26 protein-coding genes are annotated in these 23405 nt (G+C 72.3%); 13 read left to right on the top strand and 13 right to left on the bottom strand.

The window, feature by feature from the left end:
- Positions 1-303 precede the first annotated feature (303 nt).
- Together ACTWOL_RS09115 and ACTWOL_RS09110 are read left to right on the top strand one after the other, a co-directional pair.
- Positions 304-507: a cold-shock protein gene (locus ACTWOL_RS09115; RefSeq protein ID WP_474296084.1), complete on the top strand. Its 204-nt coding sequence runs from the start codon at positions 304-306 to the stop codon at positions 505-507.
- A 299-nt stretch (positions 508-806) separates the two neighbouring features.
- On the top strand, positions 807-2258 hold the full coding sequence (locus tag ACTWOL_RS09110; RefSeq protein WP_474301125.1) for a DEAD/DEAH box helicase: 1452 nt from the start codon (positions 807-809) through the stop codon (positions 2256-2258).
- A 103-nt stretch (positions 2259-2361) separates the two neighbouring features.
- On the opposite strand, the gene ACTWOL_RS09105 is transcribed toward ACTWOL_RS09110, so the two are convergent.
- Genes ACTWOL_RS09105 through ACTWOL_RS09090 form a run of 4 tightly spaced genes read right to left on the bottom strand, consistent with a single transcriptional unit; the run spans position 2362 to position 5787 of the window.
- Positions 2362-3420: an NAD(P)H-dependent flavin oxidoreductase gene (locus ACTWOL_RS09105; RefSeq protein WP_474296083.1), complete on the bottom strand. Its 1059-nt coding sequence runs from the start codon at positions 3418-3420 to the stop codon at positions 2362-2364.
- Complete coding sequence (locus ACTWOL_RS09100; protein ID WP_474296082.1) at positions 3420-4193, bottom strand: CoA-transferase subunit beta; 774 nt, start codon at positions 4191-4193, stop codon at positions 3420-3422. Before ACTWOL_RS09100 ends, ACTWOL_RS09105 begins: the two co-directional genes overlap by 1 nt.
- Positions 4190-5041: a CoA transferase subunit A gene (locus ACTWOL_RS09095; protein ID WP_474296081.1), complete on the bottom strand. Its 852-nt coding sequence runs from the start codon at positions 5039-5041 to the stop codon at positions 4190-4192. Before ACTWOL_RS09095 ends, ACTWOL_RS09100 begins: the two co-directional genes overlap by 4 nt.
- On the bottom strand, positions 5038-5787 hold the full coding sequence (locus ACTWOL_RS09090) for an enoyl-CoA hydratase family protein (protein ID WP_474296080.1): 750 nt from the start codon (positions 5785-5787) through the stop codon (positions 5038-5040). The genes ACTWOL_RS09095 and ACTWOL_RS09090 overlap by 4 nt, the downstream gene beginning before the upstream one ends.
- 68 nt (positions 5788-5855) lie before the next feature.
- On the opposite strand from ACTWOL_RS09090, the gene ACTWOL_RS09085 reads away from it, so the two are divergent.
- From ACTWOL_RS09085 to ACTWOL_RS09060, 6 genes are all read left to right on the top strand, one after another.
- On the top strand, positions 5856-6620 hold the full coding sequence (locus ACTWOL_RS09085; RefSeq protein WP_474296079.1) for an SDR family oxidoreductase: 765 nt from the start codon (positions 5856-5858) through the stop codon (positions 6618-6620).
- A gap of 1 nt (position 6621) precedes the next feature.
- Positions 6622-7569 (top strand): SDR family oxidoreductase, encoded by a 948-nt coding sequence (locus ACTWOL_RS09080; protein WP_474296078.1) that lies wholly within the window; start codon positions 6622-6624, stop codon positions 7567-7569.
- A gap of 104 nt (positions 7570-7673) precedes the next feature.
- Positions 7674-8093 carry a DUF6234 family protein gene (locus tag ACTWOL_RS09075; RefSeq protein ID WP_474296077.1) on the top strand — a complete coding sequence of 140 codons (420 nt, stop codon included), beginning with the start codon at positions 7674-7676 and terminating at the stop codon, positions 8091-8093.
- A 105-nt stretch (positions 8094-8198) separates the two neighbouring features.
- The gene (locus tag ACTWOL_RS09070) at positions 8199-8591 is read left to right on the top strand and encodes a guanyl-specific ribonuclease (protein ID WP_474296076.1); all 393 of its coding nucleotides are present in this window, start codon (positions 8199-8201) and stop codon (positions 8589-8591) included.
- A gap of 221 nt (positions 8592-8812) precedes the next feature.
- Positions 8813-9919 carry a 2-trimethylaminoethylphosphonate dioxygenase gene (tmpA, locus tag ACTWOL_RS09065; RefSeq protein ID WP_474296075.1) on the top strand — a complete coding sequence of 369 codons (1107 nt, stop codon included), beginning with the start codon at positions 8813-8815 and terminating at the stop codon, positions 9917-9919.
- Complete coding sequence (locus ACTWOL_RS09060; RefSeq protein ID WP_474296074.1) at positions 9916-10485, top strand: phosphonate degradation HD-domain oxygenase; 570 nt, start codon at positions 9916-9918, stop codon at positions 10483-10485. Before tmpA ends, ACTWOL_RS09060 begins: the two co-directional genes overlap by 4 nt.
- Before the next feature lie 25 nt (positions 10486-10510).
- On the opposite strand, the gene ACTWOL_RS09055 is transcribed toward ACTWOL_RS09060, so the two are convergent.
- On the bottom strand, positions 10511-10945 hold the full coding sequence (locus ACTWOL_RS09055; RefSeq protein ID WP_474296073.1) for a helix-turn-helix domain-containing protein: 435 nt from the start codon (positions 10943-10945) through the stop codon (positions 10511-10513).
- A gap of 206 nt (positions 10946-11151) precedes the next feature.
- Between ACTWOL_RS09055 and ACTWOL_RS09050 the strand changes: the two genes are divergently transcribed.
- Together ACTWOL_RS09050 and ACTWOL_RS09045 are read left to right on the top strand one after the other, a co-directional pair.
- Positions 11152-11292, top strand: a complete 141-nt coding sequence (locus ACTWOL_RS09050; protein ID WP_474296072.1) for a hypothetical protein — start codon at positions 11152-11154, stop codon at positions 11290-11292.
- Between the two features lie 255 nt (positions 11293-11547).
- Positions 11548-11943, top strand: coding sequence for a VOC family protein (locus ACTWOL_RS09045; protein WP_474296071.1), 396 nt, complete (start codon positions 11548-11550; stop codon positions 11941-11943).
- On the opposite strand, the gene ACTWOL_RS09040 is transcribed toward ACTWOL_RS09045, so the two are convergent.
- The 8 genes from ACTWOL_RS09040 to ACTWOL_RS09005 all read right to left on the bottom strand — a co-directional run bounded on the left by ACTWOL_RS09040 (position 11933) and on the right by ACTWOL_RS09005 (position 20689).
- The gene (locus tag ACTWOL_RS09040; protein WP_474296070.1) at positions 11933-12688 is read right to left on the bottom strand and encodes a GntR family transcriptional regulator; all 756 of its coding nucleotides are present in this window, start codon (positions 12686-12688) and stop codon (positions 11933-11935) included. The genes ACTWOL_RS09045 and ACTWOL_RS09040 overlap by 11 nt on opposite strands.
- A 28-nt stretch (positions 12689-12716) precedes the next feature.
- Positions 12717-13367 (bottom strand): HAD family hydrolase, encoded by a 651-nt coding sequence (locus ACTWOL_RS09035; RefSeq protein ID WP_474296069.1) that lies wholly within the window; start codon positions 13365-13367, stop codon positions 12717-12719.
- Entirely contained in the window at positions 13364-14440 is a 1077-nt protein-coding gene (locus tag ACTWOL_RS09030; protein WP_474296068.1) for an ABC transporter ATP-binding protein, read from the bottom strand. The genes ACTWOL_RS09035 and ACTWOL_RS09030 overlap by 4 nt, the downstream gene beginning before the upstream one ends.
- The gene (locus tag ACTWOL_RS09025; RefSeq protein WP_474296067.1) at positions 14440-15294 is read right to left on the bottom strand and encodes an ABC transporter permease; all 855 of its coding nucleotides are present in this window, start codon (positions 15292-15294) and stop codon (positions 14440-14442) included. Before ACTWOL_RS09025 ends, ACTWOL_RS09030 begins: the two co-directional genes overlap by 1 nt.
- Positions 15282-16214: an ABC transporter permease gene (locus ACTWOL_RS09020; protein ID WP_474296066.1), complete on the bottom strand. Its 933-nt coding sequence runs from the start codon at positions 16212-16214 to the stop codon at positions 15282-15284. The genes ACTWOL_RS09025 and ACTWOL_RS09020 overlap by 13 nt, the downstream gene beginning before the upstream one ends.
- Positions 16215-16221: 7 nt before the next feature.
- Positions 16222-17370: an ABC transporter substrate-binding protein gene (locus ACTWOL_RS09015; protein WP_474296065.1), complete on the bottom strand. Its 1149-nt coding sequence runs from the start codon at positions 17368-17370 to the stop codon at positions 16222-16224.
- Positions 17371-18223: 853 nt separating this feature from the next.
- The gene (locus ACTWOL_RS09010; RefSeq protein ID WP_474296064.1) at positions 18224-19759 is read right to left on the bottom strand and encodes an ankyrin repeat domain-containing protein; all 1536 of its coding nucleotides are present in this window, start codon (positions 19757-19759) and stop codon (positions 18224-18226) included.
- Between the two features lie 24 nt (positions 19760-19783).
- Complete coding sequence (locus tag ACTWOL_RS09005) at positions 19784-20689, bottom strand: hypothetical protein (RefSeq protein ID WP_474296063.1); 906 nt, start codon at positions 20687-20689, stop codon at positions 19784-19786.
- 242 nt (positions 20690-20931) lie between these two features.
- Here ACTWOL_RS09005 and ACTWOL_RS09000 point away from each other — a divergent pair, with 242 nt between their 5' ends.
- From ACTWOL_RS09000 to ACTWOL_RS08990, 3 genes are all read left to right on the top strand, one after another.
- Entirely contained in the window at positions 20932-21705 is a 774-nt protein-coding gene (locus ACTWOL_RS09000; RefSeq protein WP_474296062.1) for a S1 family peptidase, read from the top strand.
- Between the two features lie 201 nt (positions 21706-21906).
- Positions 21907-22251 (top strand): chorismate mutase, encoded by a 345-nt coding sequence (locus tag ACTWOL_RS08995; protein WP_474296061.1) that lies wholly within the window; start codon positions 21907-21909, stop codon positions 22249-22251.
- Entirely contained in the window at positions 22248-23222 is a 975-nt protein-coding gene (locus ACTWOL_RS08990) for an asparaginase (RefSeq protein ID WP_474296060.1), read from the top strand. The genes ACTWOL_RS08995 and ACTWOL_RS08990 overlap by 4 nt, the downstream gene beginning before the upstream one ends.
- The last annotated feature ends 183 nt before the right edge of the window (positions 23223-23405 follow it).

The raw sequence follows: 23405 nt of genomic DNA, 5'->3' as shown, positions 1-23405 counted from the left end.
GCCGGGCGGCCGGTGGCAGCGGGCGACGAGACCCGTTCGGCAGCCCCGGACCGCCGGTCGCCGCGGAGGGCGGGTGAGCCCCCTGACCTGGGCCACCGTGCTCGGGGCTCGCATGGCCCGCGCTCCGGTGGACGCGGCCGTGTGTGCGTGGGATCCCGAATCCCGGTGTGCTAGGGTCACCGCGTTGCAGTTTTGGTACCCATGAAGTTTATGTGCGCCTGACGGGAAATGTTCGTCAGGCGCATTTTTTCGTTTTGCCGGAGCGTCCGGATGGGACCACTCGACGCGATCAGGAGAAATGACATGGCCAGCGGCACCGTGAAGTGGTTCAACTCGGAAAAGGGCTTCGGCTTCATCGCGCAGGACGGCGGCGGCCCCGACGTCTTCGCCCACTACTCGAACATCGCCACCTCGGGCTTCCGTGAGCTCCAGGAGGGCCAGAAGGTCACCTTCGACCTCACCCAGGGCCAGAAGGGCCCGCAGGCGGAGAACATCCTCCCCGCCTGACACCGGAGCTCACAGCTCTCAGCCGGGACCCGCACCGTCATGGTGCGGGTCCCGGTTCGTGCTGTTCACAAGGTCCAGGAAGGTAATCCCCGATGACTCGTTCCCCACGCCCCGGTGCCGGCCAGGCGCAGGGCCCGTCGAATTCCCGCGGAAAGGCAGCAGCGAGGACCGCGCGGAAGTCGCCCGCGAAATCCTCCGTGACGTCTTCCGCTCGCGGTGGGGGGCTCGTGGGGGAATTCACCGTGCCCGAGACCGTGACACCCGCGCTGCCTCCGGTCCAGGCGTTCGCCGAGCTCGACATGCCGGCCGCGCTGCTGAAGACACTCGCCGCCCAGGGCGTGACCGAGCCCTTCCCCATCCAGGCCGCCACCCTGCCGAACTCCCTCGCCGGCCGCGACCTCCTCGGCCGCGGACGGACCGGGTCGGGCAAGACGCTCTCCTTCGGTCTGTCGCTGCTCGCGCGCACCGCGGGCCGGCGCGCCGAGTCCGGTGCGCCGCTCGCCATGGTCCTCGTTCCCACCCGTGAACTCGCGCAGCAGGTCGCCGACGCCCTCACCCCGTACGCGACGGCCGTCAATCTGCGGCTGACGACGGTGGTCGGAGGGATGTCGATCACCAAGCAGGCGGGCTCGCTGCGCAGGGGCGCCGAGGTGCTGGTGGCGACGCCGGGGCGGTTGAAGGACCTCATCGAGCGCGGCGACTGCCGGCTGGACCAGGTCGCGATCACCGTGCTGGACGAGGCCGACCAGATGGCCGACATGGGCTTCCTGCCGCAGGTCACCGCGCTGCTGAAGCAGGTCGAGCCGGGCGGTCAGCGGATGCTGTTCTCGGCCACCCTGGACCGCAACATCGACCGGCTGGTCAAGCAGTTCCTCACCGACCCGGTAGTCCATTCGGTGGACCCGTCGGCCGGCGCGGTGACCACCATGGAGCACCACCTCCTGTACATCGCGGACGAGACGGACAAGAAGGCGGTCACCACCCGCATAGCCGCCCGCGACGGCAGGGTCATCCTCTTCCTGGACACCAAGCGTTCCGTGGACCGGCTCGTGAAGCGGCTCCTCGCCAGCGGCGTACGGGCGGCGGGTCTGCACGGCGGCCGCTCGCAGCCGCAGCGCAACCGCACGCTCGACCAGTTCAAGAGCGGCCATGTCACGGCGCTGGTGGCGACGAACGTGGCGGCCCGCGGCATCCACGTCGACGACCTGGACCTCGTCGTGAACGTCGACCCGCCGACGGATCACAAGGACTATCTGCACCGCGGCGGGCGCACCGCGCGGGCCGGCGAGTCCGGCAGCGTCGTGACGCTCGTCCTGCCGGAGCAGAAGCGCGAGATGACCCGGCTCATGTCGGCCGCCGGTATCAGCCCACGCACGGCCAGGGTGAAGTCCAGCGACGAGGAGCTCGCACGGCTGACCGGTGCGCGTGAGCCGTCCGGTGTCGCCGTCACCATCGACGTGCCGCAGCCGCAGCAGCCCGCCGCGCAGTCGCGCCCGAAGCGCAAGGGCGCCCGAAGCGGCACCGGTCGTGCCCAGACGGCAAGGCCCCAGACGGAACGGGGCCGGGCGGCGAGCGGTCAGACGGGAGCCGGCCGGGCGGCGAGTGGCCAGTCAGGCCGCGGCAGGGCAGCGAATGCCCAGGCGGGACGCGGCCGGGCGGGTCGTGCCGACGGCGGCCGCACCCAGGGCGGGAGCCCTGCGTCCGGTGCCACCCGGACCGGCGGTGGAGGCAGGCGGTCCGCGGCCAGGTAGCTTCGGTGGGCGGCTGTGGTCCCGGCCGGGAACGGCCGCCCCCGACAGGCGAGCCCCCGTCCGCACGACGGAACTGCCCCGCGGAGCAAGGCAGTCGGTCGGCTCACCCGGCCTTCGGCAGGGCGCGGAGCACGCGCTCGGCCTCGTCCATCACCCGGTTCACGAGGTCCGCGCAGCTGGGGAGGTCCTCGATCAGCCCGGCCACCTGCCCGGACGCCATCACGCCGAGGTCGGTCCGCCCCTCCACCATCGCCGCCCGCAGCAGCATCGGTGTGTTCGCGGCGAGCAGGACCTGGCTCCACGACAGGTCCTTGCCGTGCCGCAGTGCGAGTCCGTCGCGGATCATCGCGGACCAGGACAGCCCGGAGAGCCGGCGGAAGCCCGCGGCCCGGCGGACCGCGTGGAGCAGGGCGCGGCCGCGGCCGTGGCGTTCCAGCGCGGTGACGAGGTCCGTGCGGAGCATCCGGTGCGGCAGTCCGTCGACCGCCGTCGTGACGGTGATGTCCTTGACGGACGCGGCCAGATAGCGGGCCTTGACGGTGTCCGGGACCGTCGAGTCGGAGGTGAGGAGGAAGCGCGTCCCCATGGCGATGCCCGCGGCCCCGTACGCGAGTGCCGCCACCAGCCCCCGCCCGTCGTGGAAGCCGCCGGCGGCGACCACCGGGATGTCGACGGCGTCCACCACCTGGGGCAGCAGCACGGTCGTGGCCACCTCGCCGGTGTGCCCCCCGCCCTCGCCCCCCTGCACGATCACCGCGTCCGCTCCCCACTCCGCGACCTTCTCGGCGTGACGGCGGGCGCCGACGGACGGGATCACGACGACGCCCGCGTCCTTGAGTTCGGCGATCAACTCACGCGAAGGGGCGAGGGCGAACGAGGCGACGCGTACGCCCTCCTCGATGATGATCCGCACCCGCTCCCGGGCGTCCCCGGCGTCGGCGCGCAGATTGACGCCGAAGGGCGCGTCGGTACGGGCCCTGACCTCGCGTACGGCACGCCGGAGCTGCTCGGTGGTCATCGTCGCGGAGGCGAGGATGCCGAGCGCCCCGGCACGGGCCGACGCCGAGACCAGCCGTGGGCCCGCGACCCAGCCCATCCCCGTCTGCACGACGGGGTGTTCGACACCGGCGAGCCGGGTCAGCGCCGTTTCGATCCGCGCCATCAGCCGCGCACCTCGCGGTCCCGGGTGCCTGAGGGGTCGATGACCTCGCGGATCAGCCGCAGCTCCGCCGCGGTCGGTTCGCGGGTGTACGGGACGTCGTCGCCGATCGCCAGGGCGAAGCCGGTCGCCGCCGTGACCTGCTCGACGGTCACTCCCGGATGCAGGGACACCAGCCGCATCGAGCGGTCCGGGGTCTCGAAGTCGAAGACACCGAGGTCCGAGACGACCCGTGGGATGCGGTGGTACCGGGTCGCGGACGGGCCGGCGGCGGAGGCGTTGTCGTAGCCCACACCGCTGACCATGTCGACCTTCTCGACGAAGACCCTCGGGGAGTGCCGGGGGATCCAGTAACTGACGGGATTGTTGAGGGTGTTGACAGGTGCGCCGCGCACGCCCAGCAGCTGGCGGGCCGGACGGGCCCAGTCGCCGATGCAGGAGATGTTCTGGTTGCCGAAGCGGTCGATCTGGCTCGCGCCCATCATCACGTGCCGTCTGCCGCCGGTGACCATGGTGAGGTGGCGGCGGTAGGGCAGCCAGCCCTCGACCGTGCCGTCGGGGCCGACGAGCATGGCCTCGCCGTCCGTCAGCAGCAGATCGGGGGAGAAGGTGAGGCGGGCGAGGCGGGCGCCGACGGAGGGGATCAGCCCCATCGGGCTGGCCAGCACCTCGCCGTTGCCGCGCCAGGCCTCGGCGCAGGCGATGGCGCAGTACTCGGCCCGGGTGGACGCCGGGCGGGGGACGGACCCGGCGCGGTCCGACGAACGGGCCGTCATCGCTGCTCCTTGTGCCAGGCCTGCACGGCCGACTGATAGGACTGCTCGTCGGGCCCGGACAGGAACCGCTCGGCGAAGGCGTCCCCGGGGGTGCTCGCGTACAGCTTCTGGAAGGCCTCGTCGCGTCCGTAGTCGGGGACGCAGGAGGTGAAGTGCGCGCCGTGCGGGGTCTCCACGACGCCGGTCACGCTGTGTCTTCCCAGGAGCAGGGTCTGCGGGGCGGCGTCCTTGGTCAGCTCGGCGGTGTCGACGAGCCGTTCGCAGGAGACGTACGCCTCGTCGGCCGCCTCGCAGAAGAGATCGTCGAAGTACGGGTCCGGGCCCAGGTAACGGCCGTTGCCGAGCCGGTCGGCCCGGTTCATGTGCACCAGGGCGGCGTCCAGCCGCAGCGCGGGCACGGCCACGAACTCCTCGCCGTCGTCGTACGGTGAGGTCACCGTGCGCAGCTCGGGGTTGACCCGCATCACGTCCGAGCCGAGGCCCGCGCGCACGGGCAGGAACGGCAGCCGGCTCACCGCCGCGTGCAGGCCCCACATGAACATGGCCTCGTCGAGTTCCGTCATCCGCAGGGTGCCGCGCTCCCGTGCGGCCCGGAAGTTCGGTTCGAGCGGGATCGAGTCCAGGGTCGCGAAGGGGGCGACGAGCCTGCGGACGCGGCCCGCGGCCGCGAGCAGGCCGACATCCGGTCCGCCGTACGAGACGACCGTGAGATCCGTGACCGGGGACCGCAGCAGTGCTCTGACCAGCGCCATGGGTTTACGGCGGGACCCCCAGCCGCCGATGCCGACGGTCATGCCGCTGTGCAGCCGGGAGACCACCTCGTCCGGCGTCATCGTCTTGTCGGTCAAGGCCTGCGCTCCTTCCCGAAGGTGTCCCGTACGCGGGCGGCGGTTCCGCTGAGGCCCGCCTCGAAGGTGAACCCCTGCTCGAAGCGGTAGCTGCGGTGGACGTCGACGGGGTCGATGCCGTTGATGGCGGCCTTGGCGAGCCTGATGAGCCGGCCGTCCTTGCGGGCGATCTCGCGGGCGAGTTGCAGGGCCGCGGCCCGCAGTCCGTCGCGGGGGACGACCTTCCACACCGAGCCGTGGGCGTGCAGTTCGGCGGCGGTCACCGTGCGCGAGGTGTAGTACAGGGTGCGCATCAGATGCTGTGGCACCAGGCGGGCGAGATGGGTCGCGGCTCCCAGCGCGCCCCGGTCCAGCTCCGGCAGTCCGAAGGTGGCGTCGTCGGAGGCGACGATCACGTCGGCGTTGCCCGCGAGTCCGATCCCGCCGCCGAGACAGAAGCCGTGGACGGCGGCGACCACGGGCACCTCGCACGCGTAGACGGCGGAGAAGGCCTCGTAGCAGCCGCGGTTGGCGCCGATGAGGGCCTCGTGCCCGGTGTCGCGCTGCAACTCCTTGATGTCCACACCCGCGTTGAAGCCGCGGCCTTCGGCGGCCAGCACCACACAACGGATGTCCGGGTCACGGCCCGCGGTGCGTACGGCGTCGGCGAGGTCGTACCAGCCCTGTACGGGGAGGGCGTTGACGGGTGGGAAGTCGGTCGTGACGACGGCCACGCCCTTCTCCGGGCTTGCGGTGGAGACACCCATGAGGCGATCAGCTACCTTTCCACCAAACGTTTGTTAGGTGACGGGCCCAGTGAGGAAGGTAGCAGCCGATGGAGCTGGACGGGAGGGTCGCCGTCGTCACCGGCGGCACACGGGGCGTCGGTGCGGGCATCGCGCGTGCGTTCCTGGCCGCCGGGGCCGAAGTCGTCGTCTGCGCCCGCCGGCCACCGGACGCGGCCGTCGAAGCGGCCGGTCGCACGGCCCACTTCGAGCCCGTCGACCTGCGGAACGCGCCGGCCGTCGGGGACTTCTTCACCCGGGTGGCGAGTCGGTACGGCAGGCTCGACACCCTGGTCAACAACGCCGGAGGGACGCCCTACCGGCTGCTGGAGGAAGGGGACGCCACCCGGCACACCCGGGTGCTCGAGCTGAATCTGCTGGTGCCGATGACCGTGTCGCTCGCGGCGTACGAGCATCTGCGCGCGGCGCGGGGTTCGGTCGTGATGATCGGCAGTGTGAGCGGGACGCGGCCCTCGCCCGGCTCGGCCGCCTACGGAGCGGCGAAGGCCGGCCTCGAGAACCTCGCGCGGTCGATGGCCGTGGAGTGGGCACCGCGGGTACGGGTGAACACGCTGGTGCCGGGGATGGTCCGGACGGAACTGGCGGCGGTGCACTACGGCGACGAGAACGGCGTGGCGGCGGTCGGCCGCACGGTGCCGCTGGGCCGGCTGGCCGAACCGGAAGAGATCGGCGACGCGGCGGTCTTTCTCGCCTCACCGCGGGCGGCGTATGTCAGCGGAGCTTCGCTGCTGGTGCACGGGGGCGGGGAGCGCCCCGCCTTTCTGGAAGCGGCAACCGTCAACAAGGAGGTCTGAGATGGGGACCGAGCCGGTGGCCGGGGCCGACGGGATCTGTGCGGGCAGGGTCGTGATCGTGACGGGTGCCGGCCGGGGGCTCGGCCGTGCGCACGCACTGGCCTTCGCCGCCGAGGGGGCGCGGATCGTGGTGAACGATCTGGGGGTGGGGCCTGACGGCAGTGGTGCGTCGGCGTCCCCGGCGCAGCAGGTCGTCGAGGAGATCGGGGCGCTCGGCGGCGAAGCGGTCGCGCACGCCGGGGACATCACCACCGCGGAGGGCGCGCAGTCGCTGGTGGCGACCGCGCTCGCCGCCTTCGGCCGGCTCGACACCCTCGTCAACAACGCGGGCTTCCTGCGGGACCGGATGCTGGTCAACCAGGACGGCGACGACTGGGACGCGGTGCTGCGGGTGCATCTGCGCGGCCACTTCCTGCCGTTGAAGCACGCGGCGGCCTACTGGCGCGGTGAGGCGAAGGCGGGCCGGGAGACCGGGGCCCGGATCGTCAACACCTCCAGTGGCGCGGGCCTGCTGGGGTCGGTCGGCCAGGGCGCCTACAGTGCGGCGAAGGCGGGCATCGTCGGCCTCACCCTGGTCGCCGCCGCGGAACTGGTCCGCTACGGAGTCCAGGTCAACGCGATCGCCCCGGCCGCGAGGACCCGGATGACCGAGCGGACCTTCGCCGAGACGATGGCGGCGCCGTCCGATCCCGGTGCGTTCGACGCGATGGCGCCGGAGAACGTCTCGCCGCTGGTCGTGTGGCTCGGATCGGCGGACAGCGCGGGTGTGAACGGGCGCGTCTTCGAGGCCGAGGCGGGGCGCATCACGGTCATGGAGGGCTGGCGGCCCGGCCCCACGGCCGACAAGGGCGCCCGCTGGACACCGGCGGAGGCGGGGAGTACGGCCCGGAAGCTGCTGGAGTCCGCCGAACCTCCGCAGCAGGTGTACGGGGCGCGGCACGACGGCTGACCGACGCCTTCGCGGCGGGTGGCGATCCGCGTGCGTACGAGCCCGTGTGCCCATGAGTACGCGTACTCATGCGCACCGCCGTTCGCGGTGATCAAGCTGGCGGGATGAGTGAACGTTCCGCCGCCCAGGGCCCGCAGCAGGATGAACAGAGCATGGAGGGATGCGCGTCGTGCGCCCTGGTGGCCGTGGAACTGGCGGTCCTGCTGCTGACGTACGGCACCTGGGCGCTGTCGGGGGTGAGCTTCGACGGGGAGGGGCGTACGGACCCGATGGGGTCGTATCTCGGGGTGGCGGGCGTGCTGCTGATGGTGGCGCTGGCGCTGTGCGCGTACGGCTCCTGGAAGCAGAATCGCCCGCTCGTGCGCGGCCAGGTGTTCATGGCGGGGCTGCTCATGCTGGTGCTGCTCGGCGGCGCGGCCGTCCAGGACCACGAGAGCCGGCGGCCGGTGGGGCTGTCCGCGCGGGCCGCCTGGTCCGACTGTCCGTGCGGTGACGGCGGTGCCGGTTCGGTGGGAGATCCGTGACGTTCGTATGGACAACCAATGACGGCCGGTTCGGGTAGGTGAATTACATGGGAACACCCCAGGTTTGACATTGACGCGTCAATATCTACGCGCGTCAATGGATTCATGCGAATCCCCCCACGATTCACCCTGATCGGCGGCGCCGCCGCCCTTGTCTCCGCCCTCTTCATCGGCGGTCCGGTGGCCGCCCCGGCGAGCGCGGCCTCCGTGTCCGTCGGTGAGATCTGCTACTCGGAGCTGCCCTCGCAGGCGCACGACACCTTCGAACTCATCCAGTACGGCGGCCCGTTCCCCTACCCGCAGGACGGAACCGTCTTCTCGAACCGCGAGGGCATACTGCCGTCGCAGTCGAGCGGCTACTACCACGAGTACACCGTCAAGACGCCCGGCTCCTCCAACCGTGGCGCCCGTCGCATCGTCACCGGGGAGTCGTCGCAGGAGGACTACTACACCGCGGACCACTACCGCTCGTTCGACCGCGTCGACCACGGCTGCTGACCGCCGCACCCGCCCCCCACCCACCCCCGTGCCGCCGGCCCTTCCTCTTCCAGGCCGGCGGCACGGCCGTGTTTCCGGGGCCCGCGGTTTCCCGAGCCATGCACCGGGGACCCGGAACGAGGGGGCTCGGAGGTGTCCACCTCACCGTAACCCCGCAGTCATGCCCGGCTGGGAGGCTCCCGGCAGTGAAGGAGTTGTCTGTACAACTTGGAGTTCCGTTGATGTCGTCCCTCGTGTCCGCACCCGCCTTCTGGCTGCGTGACAACTGCCCCTGCCCGCACTGCCGGGACCCCCGCAACGGCCAGAAGCTGTTCCAGATCACCGAACTGCCCGCAGGGCTCGCCTTCGGCACCGTCCAGGAGACCCGGACCGCCGACGGCGCGCCGGCGCGCGAGGTGGTCTGGGCACCCGACGGGCACCGCTCGGTCTACCCCGAGTCCTGGCTGAGCGCCCACCTCCCGGATTCCGGGACGGCGGCACCCGGCGACGGCCGCACGGAGGACGACAAGGAACTGTGGGAGGCCGCCGATCTCGACGGCCGGACGCCCGAGGCCGACTGGGCCGCCTACTCCACCGACCCCGCCGTGCGGGCCGCCGCGCTCGACAGCGTGCAGCGCCTCGGCTTCGTCCTGCTGCGCGGTGTCCCCGTCCGCGACCGCCAGGTCCTCGAGGTGGCCCGGACCTTCGGCCATGTCCGCGAGACCAACTACGGCGAGCTCTTCGAGGTACGCGTTGAGGCCGACCCCAACAACCTCGCCTTCACCGGTGCCCGCATCACCCCGCACACCGACAACCCCTACCGCGACCCGGTGCCCACCCTCCAGCTCCTGCACTGTCTGACCAACGCCGCCCGGGGCGGCGACTCCGGGCTCGTCGACGGCTTCCACGCCGCGGCGCTGCTGCGGGCGGAGGACCCGGAGGCGTACGACGTCCTCACCCGTGTCCCCGTGCCCTTCGTCTTCGCCGACGACCGCACCGAACTGCGCGCCCACCGGCCGCTGATCGGCACGGACCCGGCCGGGAGGATCCGGGAGATCCGCTTCAACAACCGCTCCATCGGCACACTGCGCCGGCCCGCGGACGTCCTCGACGCCTTCTACGCCGCCTACCGCCGGTTCGGCGAACTGCTGCTGCGCCCCGGGCTCCAGCTCGGCTTCCGGCTCACCCCCGGTGACTGCCTGATCTTCGACAACACCCGGCTGCTGCACGCCCGTACGGCCTTCGCCGAGTCCGGCGACCGTCACCTCCAGGGCGCCTACGCCGACATCGACGGCCTCGCTTCCACACTGGCCGTACTCCGCCGCGACCTCGGGAAAGGTGCCGTATGAACAACGAACCGGGCCACAGCAACCCTCTCGACATCCTCGCCGGGCTCTTCGAGGGCGAAGGCAGCGCCGAGTACTTCGGCGAGGCCGTCACCCAGGCCCAGCACATGCTCCAGGCCGGTGCGCTGGCCGAGGTGGCCGGAGCCCCGCCCCACCTGGTGGCCGCGGCGCTGCTCCACGACGTCGGCCACTTCCAGGGCACGGTCACCGGGCGTGACCTGATGGAGAACGGCACCGACAACCGGCACAGCCACACCGGCGCGGACTGGCTCGACCGGTGGTTCGGACCCGAGGTCACGGAGCCCGTGCGGCTGCACGTCGCCGCGAAGCGCTATCTGTGCGCCGTCGAGCCCGGGTACTTCGACCTGCTCTCCGAGGCGTCCGTACACACCCTCCGGGTCCAGGGCGGTCCGATGGACGAGGAGCAGGTACGGGCCTTCGAGGCGCACCCGGGGGCGCGCGACGCCGTCGCCGTACGCCGCTGGGACGAGCAGGCGAAGGACCCGGAGATGCCCACGCCGGACTTCGGCCACTTCAGGCCGCTGCTGGAAGGGCTGCTGCGGGAGTGAGGCTCCCCGCCCTTAGGACGGCCGATCAGGTGTCTGTCCCGTGCTCGGCTCCTGTCGTCGGCCGTTCGGGTTCCGGCTGAGGGGCTTCCATCGGGAAGTGGATAGGACTGAGTAGGTATTGCGCTCGCTCGGGACTCGGCTGGTTGGCGAGTTTCGGCGCGATGGCCGCGCGCAGCTCGCCGATCAGTTCATCCAGTTCAGCTGGGCTGAGCCAGAGTGCATGCTGCCGGTAACCCACCTGGTCGGCCACTGGATCAGCTGCGTCGCGGTCCAGATAGGCGGTGAACTCGGCCAGCAGGGCCGTCATCGCGGTGGCGAATACCTGCCGATGGTCCTCGTGGGTGAGCGTGCGTACCGCCTCGGAGCCGATCACAGCTCGGTCCTGTCGAAGCCGGTAGTGCCTTTGCATCGCGCCGCGCACCCTGCGTTCCTCGGCCACCTCCAGGATCCCGCCGTTCACCAGCAGGTCGATGTGCCGGTAGACGGTGGCTTTGGAGGCTTCTGGAATGCGTGCGCAGAGCTGAGAAGTCGTCAGCAGCGTGCCCGATGCTGATCCTTCAGGGTGGGCGCGACTGAGGCGGCCGTCCGGGTGGCCCGCGAGGCGGCACCCGGATCGCCGCTGATGACCTGACAGGCTGGCAGCGTGCTCTGGCGCGCCGGTCCGAGGTGACGATCCGGATCCACGAGCACGCCAACCACCTCTTCTTTCCCGGCAGCGGCCAACCCACCCCGGCCGAGTACGCGCGGCCCGGCCACGTTGACGCCGCGGTGGTGGACGAGATCGCGACCTGGCTGGCGCGACGGTAGGGGAGAGTATCCCCTCTGGGGCAGCATCAACGCGGCGATCTCACGGATGCCGAGTGGGAACGGCTCCAGCCTCACCTTCCAGCAGCTCCTGGGGCCGTGGCAGCGACGACGCGGCGGGATCCCCGTATGGGTCGGCAGCGCATGAGGCAGTGCGGCGCACCCGGACGTCAATGAGGACGGATTCTGACCTCATTGCTGTCTACGGTCGGGGACGAGGGGCCGGGACGCGGTACCCGTGTCGACAAGGAGACGACCATGCTGCGAGGACTCACCACCGTCAGTTTCTGGACCGCCGATCTGGACGAGGCGAAGACCTGGTACACCGAACTGCTGGGCACGGGGCCGTACTTCGAGCGGCCCGGGTATGCCGAGTTCCGGTTCGGCGACTACCGGCACGAGCTGGGGCTGATCGACAGCCGTTACGCGCCCGCCGGCTCCGCGACCGGACCCGGCGGGGCCGTCGTGTACTGGCACGTCGACGATGTGCGCGCGACCCTCGACAGACTGATCGCCATGGGGGCGAAGGAATACCAGCCGCTCACGGACCGCGGTGCCGGGTTCGTCACCGCGGCCGTGACCGATCCCTTCGGCAACGTTCTGGGCTTCATGTACAACCCGCACTACCTGGAAGTGCTGGGGCTCAGCCGCTGAGTTCGCGGCCCAGCGCACTCGTCGCCGTCGAGCTCCGCATGGTGAACGCCACCGTCCCCGGCAGATAGCGGTCCTGGGACCACTCCACCGGCGCCCCTGTCGGGTCCGTCGAGTGCCGCCGCTCGCGCAGCAGCGACTCGCCGGCCCGGCAGCCCAGCAGCTCCGCGTCGTCCTCGTCCGCCGGCACCAGGTCGATCGTGTGCACGGCGTCCGAGAACAGGACGCCGTGCAGCGCGAGTTGCTCCGAGTACGAGACGGTGTCCCGTGGCATCCCGGCCACCAGCTCACCGATCCGCTCGGGGTATGTCGTCCGCTCCACCATCACCGGAGTGCCCGAGAGGGTCCGCAGCCGGCGTACCCGGTAGACGAACGAGCCCTCCGTGAGACGGAGCTTCTCCGCCTCCTCCTCGTCGGCCGGTACGCGGTCGAGCGCCACCACCCGGCCTCCCGGCTCCTCGCCCAGCGACCGTGCCCAGCGGGTGAACGACCGCAGTTCACCGAAGCTGTGCAGCAGCGGCCCGCCCAGCACGACCCGGCGCGTCCCGCGCCGGGAGGTGATCAGGCCGTCGGTGCGCAGGGCGGCCAGTGCCTGACGGACCGTGCCTCTGGACACGCCGTAGCGGCGGGCCAGTTCGTCCTCCGCGGGCAGCTTCGCCCCGGATCCGTACTCGCCCGCCGTGATGGCGCTCCGCAGATCGGCGGCGACCTTCAGATACAGCGGCGTCCTCGGCCGTCGTTCGCTCACGCGCACACCCTGTCATGCGGTTCTGCCGTCATGCCATCGGCACCAGTGAGGCCAGCAACTCGGGGTCCACCTCGGTCAGCGAGCCCGCCACCGTGACCCCCGCGACCTCGGCGAGGGGCCCGGTGGACGGCACGGCCAGCACCCGGCAGCCCGCGGCGACCGCCGAGGCCACACCCGCCGGGCTGTCCTCGACCGCCACGCACTGCCCCGGGTCGGCGCCGAGTGCCGCGGCCGCCGCCAGATACGGGTCGGGCTCGGGCTTCGTCCGCGGCGTGTCCTCGGCGCCGAACAGCACATCGAAGCGGTGTCCGTCCAGGGTGCCTGCGACCTGCTCGACGACCGCCCGCGGCGAGGCCGACACCAGGGCCGTCGGTACCCGGCGGGCGCGCAGCGCGGCGAGCAGCCGCAGCGCCCCCGGCCGGGGCACGACGGCCGCCGCGAGCCGGGCGGCGAAGTCCGCGCCCATCTCCGCGGCGATTTCCCTCTCCGGCGCGCCCAGATAGTCGTGCAGCAGGGCGGCCGTGTCCTCGACCGAGCGGCCGGTCACGGCCGTGCGCCGCTCCGCGTCCAGGACGCGTCCCCGTCGTACGGCGGACGATTCGACGACATCGAGCCAGACCCGTTCGGTGTCGACGAGCGTTCCGTCCATGTCGAACAGCACGGCGTGCAGACCGCTCACCCCTTCCCGCCCCGCGACGCGATGAGCACGGGCCGCTCCTGGGGGCGCACCGTGACCGCCGTGCCCGGGGTGAGCGCGGCCGCCGCGTGCGTGGGCACGTCCGCCTTGACGAGCGTGCCGTCGGCCAGGGTGACGCGTACCCGGGTGGTGGGGCCGTGGAAGGCCGCTCCGGTCACCCGGGCCGTGCCGTCGGCATCCGTCGTCACATCGAGCGACTCGGGCCGGATCAGCGCATGGACGTCATCGGCCGCGGGCGCGTCGCCTTCCACGGGCAGCTTCGTGCCGAGCACGTCCACCAGTCCGCCGTCGGCCGCCCGGCCGGGGATCCGGTTCATGGTGCCGATGAAGGAGGCGACGAAGTCCGTCGCGGGACGGGCGTACAACTCGGTCGGCGCGGCGCACTGTTCGAGCCGTCCCTGGTTCATCACCGCGACCCGGTCGGCCATCGACAGGGCCTCTTCCTGGTCGTGCGTGACGAACACGGTGGTGATGCCCAGCTCCAGCTGGAGCCGGCGGATCTCCTCCCGCAGGGTCACCCGCACCTGCGCGTCCAGGGCGGACAGCGGCTCGTCGAGCAGCAGCAGCCGGGGCCGCAGCGCCAGTGCGCGGGCGAGCGCGACGCGCTGCTGCTGGCCGCCGGACATCTGGTGCGGATAGCGCCCGCCGTGGCCGGGCAGCCCCACGAGCTCCAGCAGTTCGGCGGCGCGGGCCCGCCGCTCGGCGCCGCCGACCTTGCGCATCCGCAGCCCGAAGGCCACGTTGTCGGCGGCCGTCAGATGCGGGAAGAGGCTGTAGGACTGGAACACCATCGCCGTGTCACGGCGGTTGGCGGGCACCGGCACGATGTCCTCGCCGTCCAGCAAGACCTGGCCCTGGTCGGGCTGTTCGAATCCGGCCAGCACCCGCAGCGCGGTGGTCTTGCCGCAGCCGGAGGGGCCGAGCAGGGCGAGCAGTTCGCCCGGCGCGACCTCGAGATCGAGGCCGTCGAGCGCGACGGTGGCACCGAACGTACGGCGCAGTCCCTGCAGTCGCAGAGCGGCACCGGTGCGTACCGGTGCGTCGAGCGAGGTCATCAGGAGGTCTTTCCTTCTGGAGTACGGGGAACGCGGGAAGTGCGCGGCCTGCGGCGGCGGTTGCCGAGCGTGGTCAGCAGCATCAGCAGCACCCAGGTCAGCAGGAGGCTCAGCAGCGACACGGCCACCGACAGCCGGGCGTCCGACCCGGACGCCTGCACGATCCAGACCGCGAACGGCTGGAAGCCCAGCAGCGAGGCGACCGTGAACTCGCCCAGCACCAGCGCGAGCGTGAGGAACGAGGCGTTCAGCAGGGCTCCCCGCAGATTCGGCAGCACGGCCGAGACGAGTGCCCGGGGCCAGGACGCGCCGCAGTCGCGGGCGGCCTCCACCAGGGTGCGGACGTCGACGGACCGCAGCCCCGCGTCCAGCGCCCGGTAGACGAACGGCAGGGCCATCACCGCGTACGCGAGGACCAGCACAAAGGGGAAGTCCGGGTTCTGCACGGCCACGAAGGTCCGGTACAGCGGAGTCGTGGACAGTTTCTCCGGACCCCAGCGCAGCACGGTCCCGAGACCCGCGGTCAGCGCCACGGGCGGCACCACCAGCGGCAGGGTGCACACGATCTCGAGGACCGGGCGCAGCCGGGGCGCCGAGTGCCTGGCCGCGACCGCCGCGGGCACGGTGACGAGCAGCACCAGCGCGACGGTGGCCGTCGCGAGCCCCAGGGAGAGCAGCAGACTGCCGGTGAATCCGGGGGCGGCGACGATCCGCGTGTACGAGGACAGGGTCAGCCCCTGTCCGGGGATGTCCAGCGTGAAGACGGCGGACGCGGCCAGCGGCACGAGGAAGTACAGCCCGGCGGCCAGCAGGACGGCACCGCGCCAGGGACGGACGGCGTTCAGGCGAGCCAACGGGTGCTCCTCTTCTGCAGGGGCAGGTGGACGGCCATCACCAGCACGGCGACCAGCACCATGTCGAGGCTGAGCGCGAGTGCCACGTTCTCCTGGCCGACGAGGACGTTGCCGGAGAGCGCGTCGGCGATCTGGAGGGTGACGAGCGGCACCGAGCTGCCCACCATCGCCGCGGCGGTGGCGTACGCCGCGAAGGCGCTGCCGAAGAGCAGCACGAAGCCGCCGAGCAGCGTCGGCAGCAGCACGGGTACGCCGACGTGACGCCAGTACTGCCAGGTGGAGGCGCCGCAGTCGCGGGCCGCCTCCCGCCACTGGGCACGCAGCCCGTCGAGCGCGGGTGCGACGGTCAGCACCATCAGCGGCACCAGGAAGTAGAGATACGTCAGCGCCAGTCCCCAGAAGCCGTAGAGCGACCAGCCGTGCTCGTCGAGTCCGAGCCGGGTGGTGAGGACGCCCGCGTTGCCGAGGGTGGCGACGAAGGCGAAGGCGAGCGGTACTCCGCCGAAGTTGGCGAGCACACCCGACGCGGTGAGCACCGCCTCGCGCAGCGCACGGCCGCGGGAGGTGACGACGGCCTGGGCGAGCAGCACGCCGACGAGCGTGCCGGCGGCGGCGGTGAGCGCGGACAGCTTGACGCTCCCGAGCAGTGCGGTGCGGTAGGCGCCGTCGGCGGACCGGGTCACATTGTCCAGTCCGTAGCCGGTGGCGGCGCCGGTGACCGGATCGGTCACGGTGAACGCTCCGTCGGTCATGGCCAGGGCCGGCAGCCCGAAGGCGACGGCGACGACCAGCAGCAGTGGCAGCGCGGACAGCCAGGCCAGGGGCGTGCGCCGGCCGGGCCGGCGACGGGGGCCCGCGCCCACGCCGCCGGCCGGTGCGGAGCCGGCCGGGGCGTGGGCGGGGGAGTTGAGCAGGGTCATCGGCGGATCACCCGGAGACGGCCGCGGCCCAGCCCTTGGCGAGGGTGTCCTTGGCCTTGGCGGTCTGCGGCTCGGTCGGGAACTTCGGGGTGCCTTCGACCACCGGCAGGGCCGCGGCGGCGGCCTTGTCGACGGTGCCGTCGGCGGTCATCGCCGGCATCAGCACCGGGCGCGCGTGGCCCTTGAGCCACAGGTTCTGGCCCTCGGCGCTGTACAGGTACTCCTGCCACAGGCGCGCGGCGGCCGGGTGCGGGGCATCCTTGTTGATGGCCTGCGAGTAGTACTGGGCGTAGACGCCGTCCTTGGGGACGACGGTCTTCCAGTCGATGCCCTTGGGCTTGAACTGCTCGGCGTAGCCGGAGTTGAGGTAGTCCCAGTCGATGCTGATCGGGGTCTCGCCCTTCTCGACCGTGGCCGGGGTGGACTCGACGGGGTTGAAGTTGCCGTTCTTCTTCAGCTTGCCGAAGAAGTCGATACCGGGCTGGATGTCGTCGAAGGAGCCGCCGTTCGCGAGCGCGGCCGCGTAGACACCGCCGAAGGCGGAACCGGACTTGGTGGGGTTGCCGTTGAGGGCGACCTTGCCCTTGTACTCGGGCTTGAGCAGATCGGCGAAGCTCCCCGGGCAGACCTTGACGCGCTTGGCGTCACAGCCGATGGAGACATAGCCGCCGTAGTCGTTGAACCAGCGGCCCTGAGCATCGCGCTGGGTCTCGGGGATCTTGTCGAAGGCGACGACCTTGTACGGGGCGGTCAGCCCCTGCGCTCCGGCGGCCTGCGCGAAGGCGGCACCGAGGTCGAGCACGTCCGGGGCGCGGTCCTGGCCCTTGCGGGACTTCACCGCGTTGATCTCGTCCTGGCTGGAGCCGTCGGGGTTCTCGACGTTCACCTTGATGCCGTACTTGGCGGTGAAGCCGTCGATGATCGCGCCGTAGTTCGCCCAGTCGCGGGGGATGGCGATCGCGTTGAGCGTGCCCTCCTTCTTCGCGGCGGCGATCAGGGCGTCCAACCCGCCGGCGTCGGCTGCGGACGCCGCGGTCGCGAGGTTCTTGCCGTCGACGGTGGTGGAGGTCTTGTCGGGTGCGGCGCCACAGGCGGTGAGCGTCAGGGCGATACCGAAGGCGCCGACGAGCGCGGCGGCGCGGGCAGGGGTGGTCACGCGTACTCCATGAGGGAAGGCGAGGCGGGGCCAAAGCTGTATGGACAACTGTTGTCCGTACAGCTCCGTCATTACGGGGGGCCGTGGTGACCTCGCGGTGAACACGGGGCGTCGCGGGCGATGCGGTTGCCGGGCGGTCCGGGTTCGCGGGCGTGCGTGCGCCCCACGCACGGGCGTGCGTGCCGGTGCCCGGGCCTTGGGGTTGTGCCCGCTGCGGTGGGGGCGGCCGGTGTGTCCGTCCTCAATCGCCGGACGGGCTGGGTAGGTGGGCTTGCCCGGTGCAGGGTTGGCGCCCGGTGTGTCCGTCCTCAAGTGCCGGACGGGCTTGGGGTGCGGGGCGTGCCCGGGGCGTGGGGTGCGGGTTGGGTGCCGCTGCGGGCCTCGCGCCCTGGACGGCATGATTTACGTCGCGCCCCCTACGCGTGCGATACGGTCACCGTCTTCGTTGGGGCGCAACACAAATCACGCTTTAGCGTCCCGGACACGATCCCTCCGCGTCCCCCCTTCCCGCGGTCGGCAGGCGGCCCGGGGTGGGGCCGTGCAGGGTCGGCCCCGTAGGGAGTGGTGGCATACCGCCCGCCTCGATGCGGACCACGGCCACGCCGCCGCTCCCGAAGGGGACGAGCCCGGAGGGGCCCCACCCCACCACCCACCGCCCCCGCCCCAACGCACCGGGCGCGCACCCCAAGCCCGTCCGGCGTTTGAGGACGGACGCACCGGCCACGCCCACGCCAGAGGGCAAGCCCACACACCCAAGGCCGTCCGCCGCCTGAGGACGGACACACCGGGCGCCGCCAAGGCCGAGGCCACCCCGTGCCGGGCGCACGCCCAAGCGCCCACCCGCCCCCGGACGTCAGCGTGGGCGTGGCGCCGTCGACTCCAGCCGGCGCCGGGCCGTCTCGTCCGTGACGTACTCCAGTGCCTGCTCCGCCGTGGAGTACGCATAGCCGTCCGGGTCCCCGTCGGCCAGGATCCTGGCCAACGCCTCGACCGCACACGGATCCTGACGCATCGCCAGACCCCGCGCCGCCTCCGCCTCGATGTCCGGCACCGCGTCCGTGAGCCGGTCCGCGAGGGCCTGGCGGATCGCGGGGGTGTCCGCTTCGGTGTCGGCCAGCACGGTCGTCGCCCAGTCCCTGACCCCGTCGTCCTCGTCCCTGGTGAGCCCGATGACCACGTCGACGCCCTCGGTGTGATCCCCGGGGAGCAGACCGTGCAGCGCCACCGACACCCCGAACCGCACCTCCGGGTCGGCATGCCCGGCGTGGCGCAGGATCTCCGGCAGACCCGCCGGGTCGCGCTGCCCGCCCAGCCCCGCCACGGCCGCCCGGATCACTTCGGGATCGCCGGCCTCCCGGGCCAGTTCCCGCAGCAGCGGCACCACCCGCGCCGACAGCCCCGCGTGCCCGGGGTTGGCCGGGGCGTCGCCTGCGCCGTGTCCGGTGAGTTCCTCGTCCGCGAGGCCGAGACCGGCCAGCACATCGGCCGCGAAGGTCTGGCGCAGCGGATCCTCCGTTCCGACCCACGCCGCGGCCGCCCGGAAGGTCTCCTCGTCACCGCGGCGCTGCAGCAGGCCCACGGCCTCGGTCCAGTCGTCCTGGTCCGGGTCGCCGCAGCGCAACGCACGCTCGGCCAGCTCGGCGGCGGGCGTGCGCATGCCCAGCGCGGTCTCCAGCAGCGTGGCGACGGCCGCGTGGCCGGTCTGCTGCTCGTTGCCCGCCACCAGGCCGCCCTCGCGGATCAGCTCGACGATCACCGTCTCGGTGCCGTCCTCCACGACCCGGCGGGACACGGTCTCGAGCCCCTCGGAGTGCATCCCCGACAGCTCCCGGCGCAGCTGTGCCTCGATGTCGACGCCGATCCACCGGCGGGCCTCGGCGAGGGCCTCGGGTACCGGCCGGGCACCGTGCCGTAGCAGGGCCCGCACACAGGCGGGCGACCCGCGCCGGGCCGCGGTCACCAGCGGTGACTCACCGTCCGGCCCCGGCAGGTCGGGGTCCGCACCGGCGGTGAGCAGGAGGTCCGCCATCCCGGCGCGGCCCTGGCGGCAGGCCCAGGTCAGTGCGCGGACCCCGGGGTCCTCCTCCAGGTCGGGGCGTGCGCCCGCCGCCAGGAGGGCCTGCATCACCTCGGTGCGGCCCCACACCGCGGCCCCGCACAGCGGCAGCTCCGCGCCGTCCGCACCGCTCGGGCGGTTCGGATCGGCGCCTGCGGCGAGCAGCAGACGCACCATCCCCGGCCGGTCCAGGGACGCGGCGGTGTAGAGCGCGGTCTGCCCGTCCTCGTCGGCGCCCTCCGCCGGCGCTCCCGCCCGCAGTGCCCGTACGACGGCGTCGTCGTCCTGGAACAGGGCCTCGAACAGGTCTCCGGTCGAGTCGTCGGTCCTCATACCGAAAACCCTACGGAAGCCCCCTCAGGTGTCGCATTCGAGAATCGTCCGGCACAGCGCGCACCGCGCCCGTACCCGGCCCCGGACGGGCACCCGGATCCGCTGGTGGCAGGTCGGGCACGGGAAGGACACCTGCAGCCCGCCCCAGGGGCCGCGCTCGAACGCATAGCCCGGCCCCGGACCGGGCCGCCCGGGCCCGCCCGCGGGGTGGTCCAGCGCATAGCGCCGGTCCTTCGCGTAGCGGCGGCGCCCGTTCCATCCCGCGGCGGCCAGCGGTGGCTGCTGCCCGTCGCGCAGGGCCTGCGCGTGCCCCTCGGCGTAGGCCGTGTAGGCCTGGGGGCTGGTGAACCACACCGACGGGTCCTCGCCGAACACCTGGGCGCGCTTCGCCAGGACGTAACCGAACTCCTCAGGGGTCAGATAGCCCAGTTTCTGACTGGACACCCCGTCCTCGCGGTACGCGTCGAGCAGCAGCCACCCGGCCCCGAGATAGGTCGTCACGGTGTCCGTGAGGATCTCGTTGTCGCGCGTGCCGCTGAAGGCGAGCCCCAGCCGGTGCAGCAGCACATGGGTGATCTCGTGGGCGAGCGCCGCGCCGATGTCCCTGCGGTGCCTGCGGAATCGGTCGTTGAGCTCGATGAAGTACTCGGGCCCCGCCGTGAGTTCGACGCTCGCCGCGTGCCGCATCTCGCGGAAGCTGACGATCATCCGGGCCTCGGGCAACCGCAGTTGGTGCACCAGCGCACGGGCCACGCGCTGCACCCCGAGGTGTAGTTCGTCCTGGTCGCAGAAGGCCACGTCGACGGGGGAGACGCTGCTCGCGTACGCCTGCACGCCGTCGTACGACAGTCGCTTGTGCAACGCGGTGATCGCGGCCCGCGCGGTGTCGAGGTGCGGGTAGCCGTGCACCACCTCGCTGCCGGTCGTCACGTCCGTACCCCCTGCCGGTGCCGTACGAAGTCGCCCTGGACGACGGTCGACCGCTGTCAACTCTACGGCGCGCCACACCCGCGCCGCGCTCCCTGGACAGGGCCCCGGCTGGCCGAAAAGTGCGCCTTGTGGGCTGCGCCACACCGTCCTCATAATCCGGACCACGTGTTGACGGGCTCATGTCACCCAGTGAGCCGTTCGGCGACACGTACCCAGCAACCCCCCACGGAAGAAGGCATACGGTGAACAACACCCTTGTACGTGCCCTCAAGAGATGCGCGGCCGCCGGTGCGGTCGTCCTCGCCGCGATCAGTCTCCAGCCGACCTCCGCCTCCGCCGCCCCGCAGCCCGTCGTCGGCGGAACCCGCGCCGCCCAGGGCGAATTCCCCTTCATGGTCCGTCTCTCCATGGGCTGTGGCGGTGCCCTCTACACCCAGCAGATCGTGCTGACCGCCGCCCACTGCGTGGGCAGCTCCGGCAACAACACCAGCATCACCGCCACCGCCGGAGTCGTGGACCTCCAGAGCTCCAGCGCCATCAAGGTCAAGTCGACCAAGGTCCTCCGGGCCCCCGGCTACAACGGCACCGGCAAGGACTGGGCGCTGATCAAGCTCGCCAGGCCGATCAACCTGCCGACCCTGAAGATCGCCGACAGCGGCGCGTACAACAACGGCACCTTCACCGTGGCCGGCTGGGGCGCGGCCCGTGAGGGCGGCGGTCAGCAGCGCTACATGCTCAAGGCCCAGGTGCCGTTCGTCTCCGACGCCTCCTGCCAGTCGTCCTACCCCGACCTGGTCGCGAACGAGGAGATCTGCGCTGGCCTCCCCCAGGGCGGTGTGGACACCTGCCAGGGTGACTCCGGCGGCCCGATGTTCCGCAAGGACAACGGCGGTGCCTGGATCCAGGTCGGCATCGTGAGCTGGGGCATCGGCTGCGCCCGCCCCAACTACCCCGGTGTGTACACCGAGGTCTCGACCTTCGCCACCGCGATCAAGAACGCGGCCGCGAAACTCTAGGTTCGTCCGGCCGTGACGCTCGCCGGCCGTGATGTACCGGCCGGCTGTGACGCCGTGACGCCGTAAGCGGCGCCGGCGCGCCGAACGGGGGCGGGGAGGCCGTACCAGGCGGATGGCCTCCCCGCCCCACCGGCCGGGACCGCGTCCCGGATCCTGATCGACGGCCGACCGGCAACCGCGGCCGACGTAAGCTCCCTGCTCATGACCACGAGCGAGCCCAGTGCCACCACGAGCGAGACCGGCGACACCGGCGAGGCCGTCCAGGCCGAGCTGACCCGGCTGCGCGAGAGCATCGACAACATCGACGCCGCCGTCGTCCATATGCTCGCCGAACGCTTCAAATGCACCCAGCAGGTCGGCCACCTCAAGGCGCGGCACCAGCTCCCGCCCGCCGACCCGGCCCGCGAGGCCCGCCAGATCGCCCGGCTCCGCCAGCTCGCGGAGAGCGCCAAGCTCGACCCGGCCTTCGCCGAGAAGCTGCTGAACTTCATCATCGCCGAGGTCATCCGGCACCACGAGACGATCGCGGACGCGGGCCGTTCATGAGCGGGGCCACAGAAGTCGTCGTCTTCACCCTCGGCGGCACCATCTCCGCCCGCGGCGGCGACGCCTCCCGGATGACCGGAGCCGAAGTGCTCGCGGCGGCCGGCCTTCCCCCGGGCGTCACGGCCCTGCTGCGCGACTTCCGGCGGCTGCCCAGCGCCTCGCTGTCGTTCGACGACATCGCCGCACTGGCGGACGAGATAGAGACCGTCACGGCGGCCGGCTCCGCGGCGGTCGTGGTCCAGGGCACGGACACCCTCGAGGAGACGGCCTTCCTGCTCGACCTGCTCTGCACCGCCCCGGCGCCCGTCGTCGTCACCGGTGCGATGCGCCGCCCCGATCTGCCGGGCGCGGACGGTCCCGCGAACCTGGCCGGGGCGATCGCGGTGGCCGCCGACCCCGGATGCCGTGGTCTCGGAGTGCTCGTGGTCTGCGCCGACGAGATCCACGCCGCGCGCCATGTGCGCAAGACCCACACCACGTCCGTCGCCACCTTCGCCTCGCCCGGGGCGGGGCCGCTGGGCACCCTGGTCGAGGGGAGCCCCCGGATCCTGCTGCGGCCCGCCCGCCCCCTGGTGGAGAAGCCGCTGACGCTGCGGCGCCCGGCCCGCGTCGGGCTGCTGACGCCGGCACTCGGCGACGGGGGAGAGCTGCTCGACGGTGTGGACGGCCGCTTCGACGGTCTGGTGGTGGCGGCCTTCGGCGCCGGCCACGTCCCCGCGTGGTGGGTCGAACCGCTGGAACGGCTGGCCACCCGGATGCCCGTGGTCCTGGCGTCCCGCACCGGCGCGGGGGCCCTGCTCAGCCGGACCTACCACGGGCCGGGCTCCGAGAGCGACGTCTTCTCCCGCGGGCTGCTCTCCGCGGGCCGTCTCGACGCCCCCAAGGCCCGTCTGCTCCTCCATGCGCTGCTGGCCGACGGCGCGGACCGCGAACGCATCGCACGGACCTTCGGCACGGTCGCGACGCACTGAGGCTCCGGCCGGGTACGGCAGGCCCGCGGCCCGGCCTGCCGTACCCGCCATGACCGCGCCGCCGCCCCGGTCCCGGAGCGAGGCGGGCCCGGCCCCGGTCCGCCGCGCCCGCGACAGGACTCCCGCCGGGTAAACCCGCGCACGCTGAGAGCGAATCCCCCGTGCCGCCGGTCCACCGCATCG

Source organism: Micromonospora sp. IBHARD003 (assembly GCF_056106285.1).
This window is presented reverse-complemented; position numbering and strand designations above follow the sequence as displayed.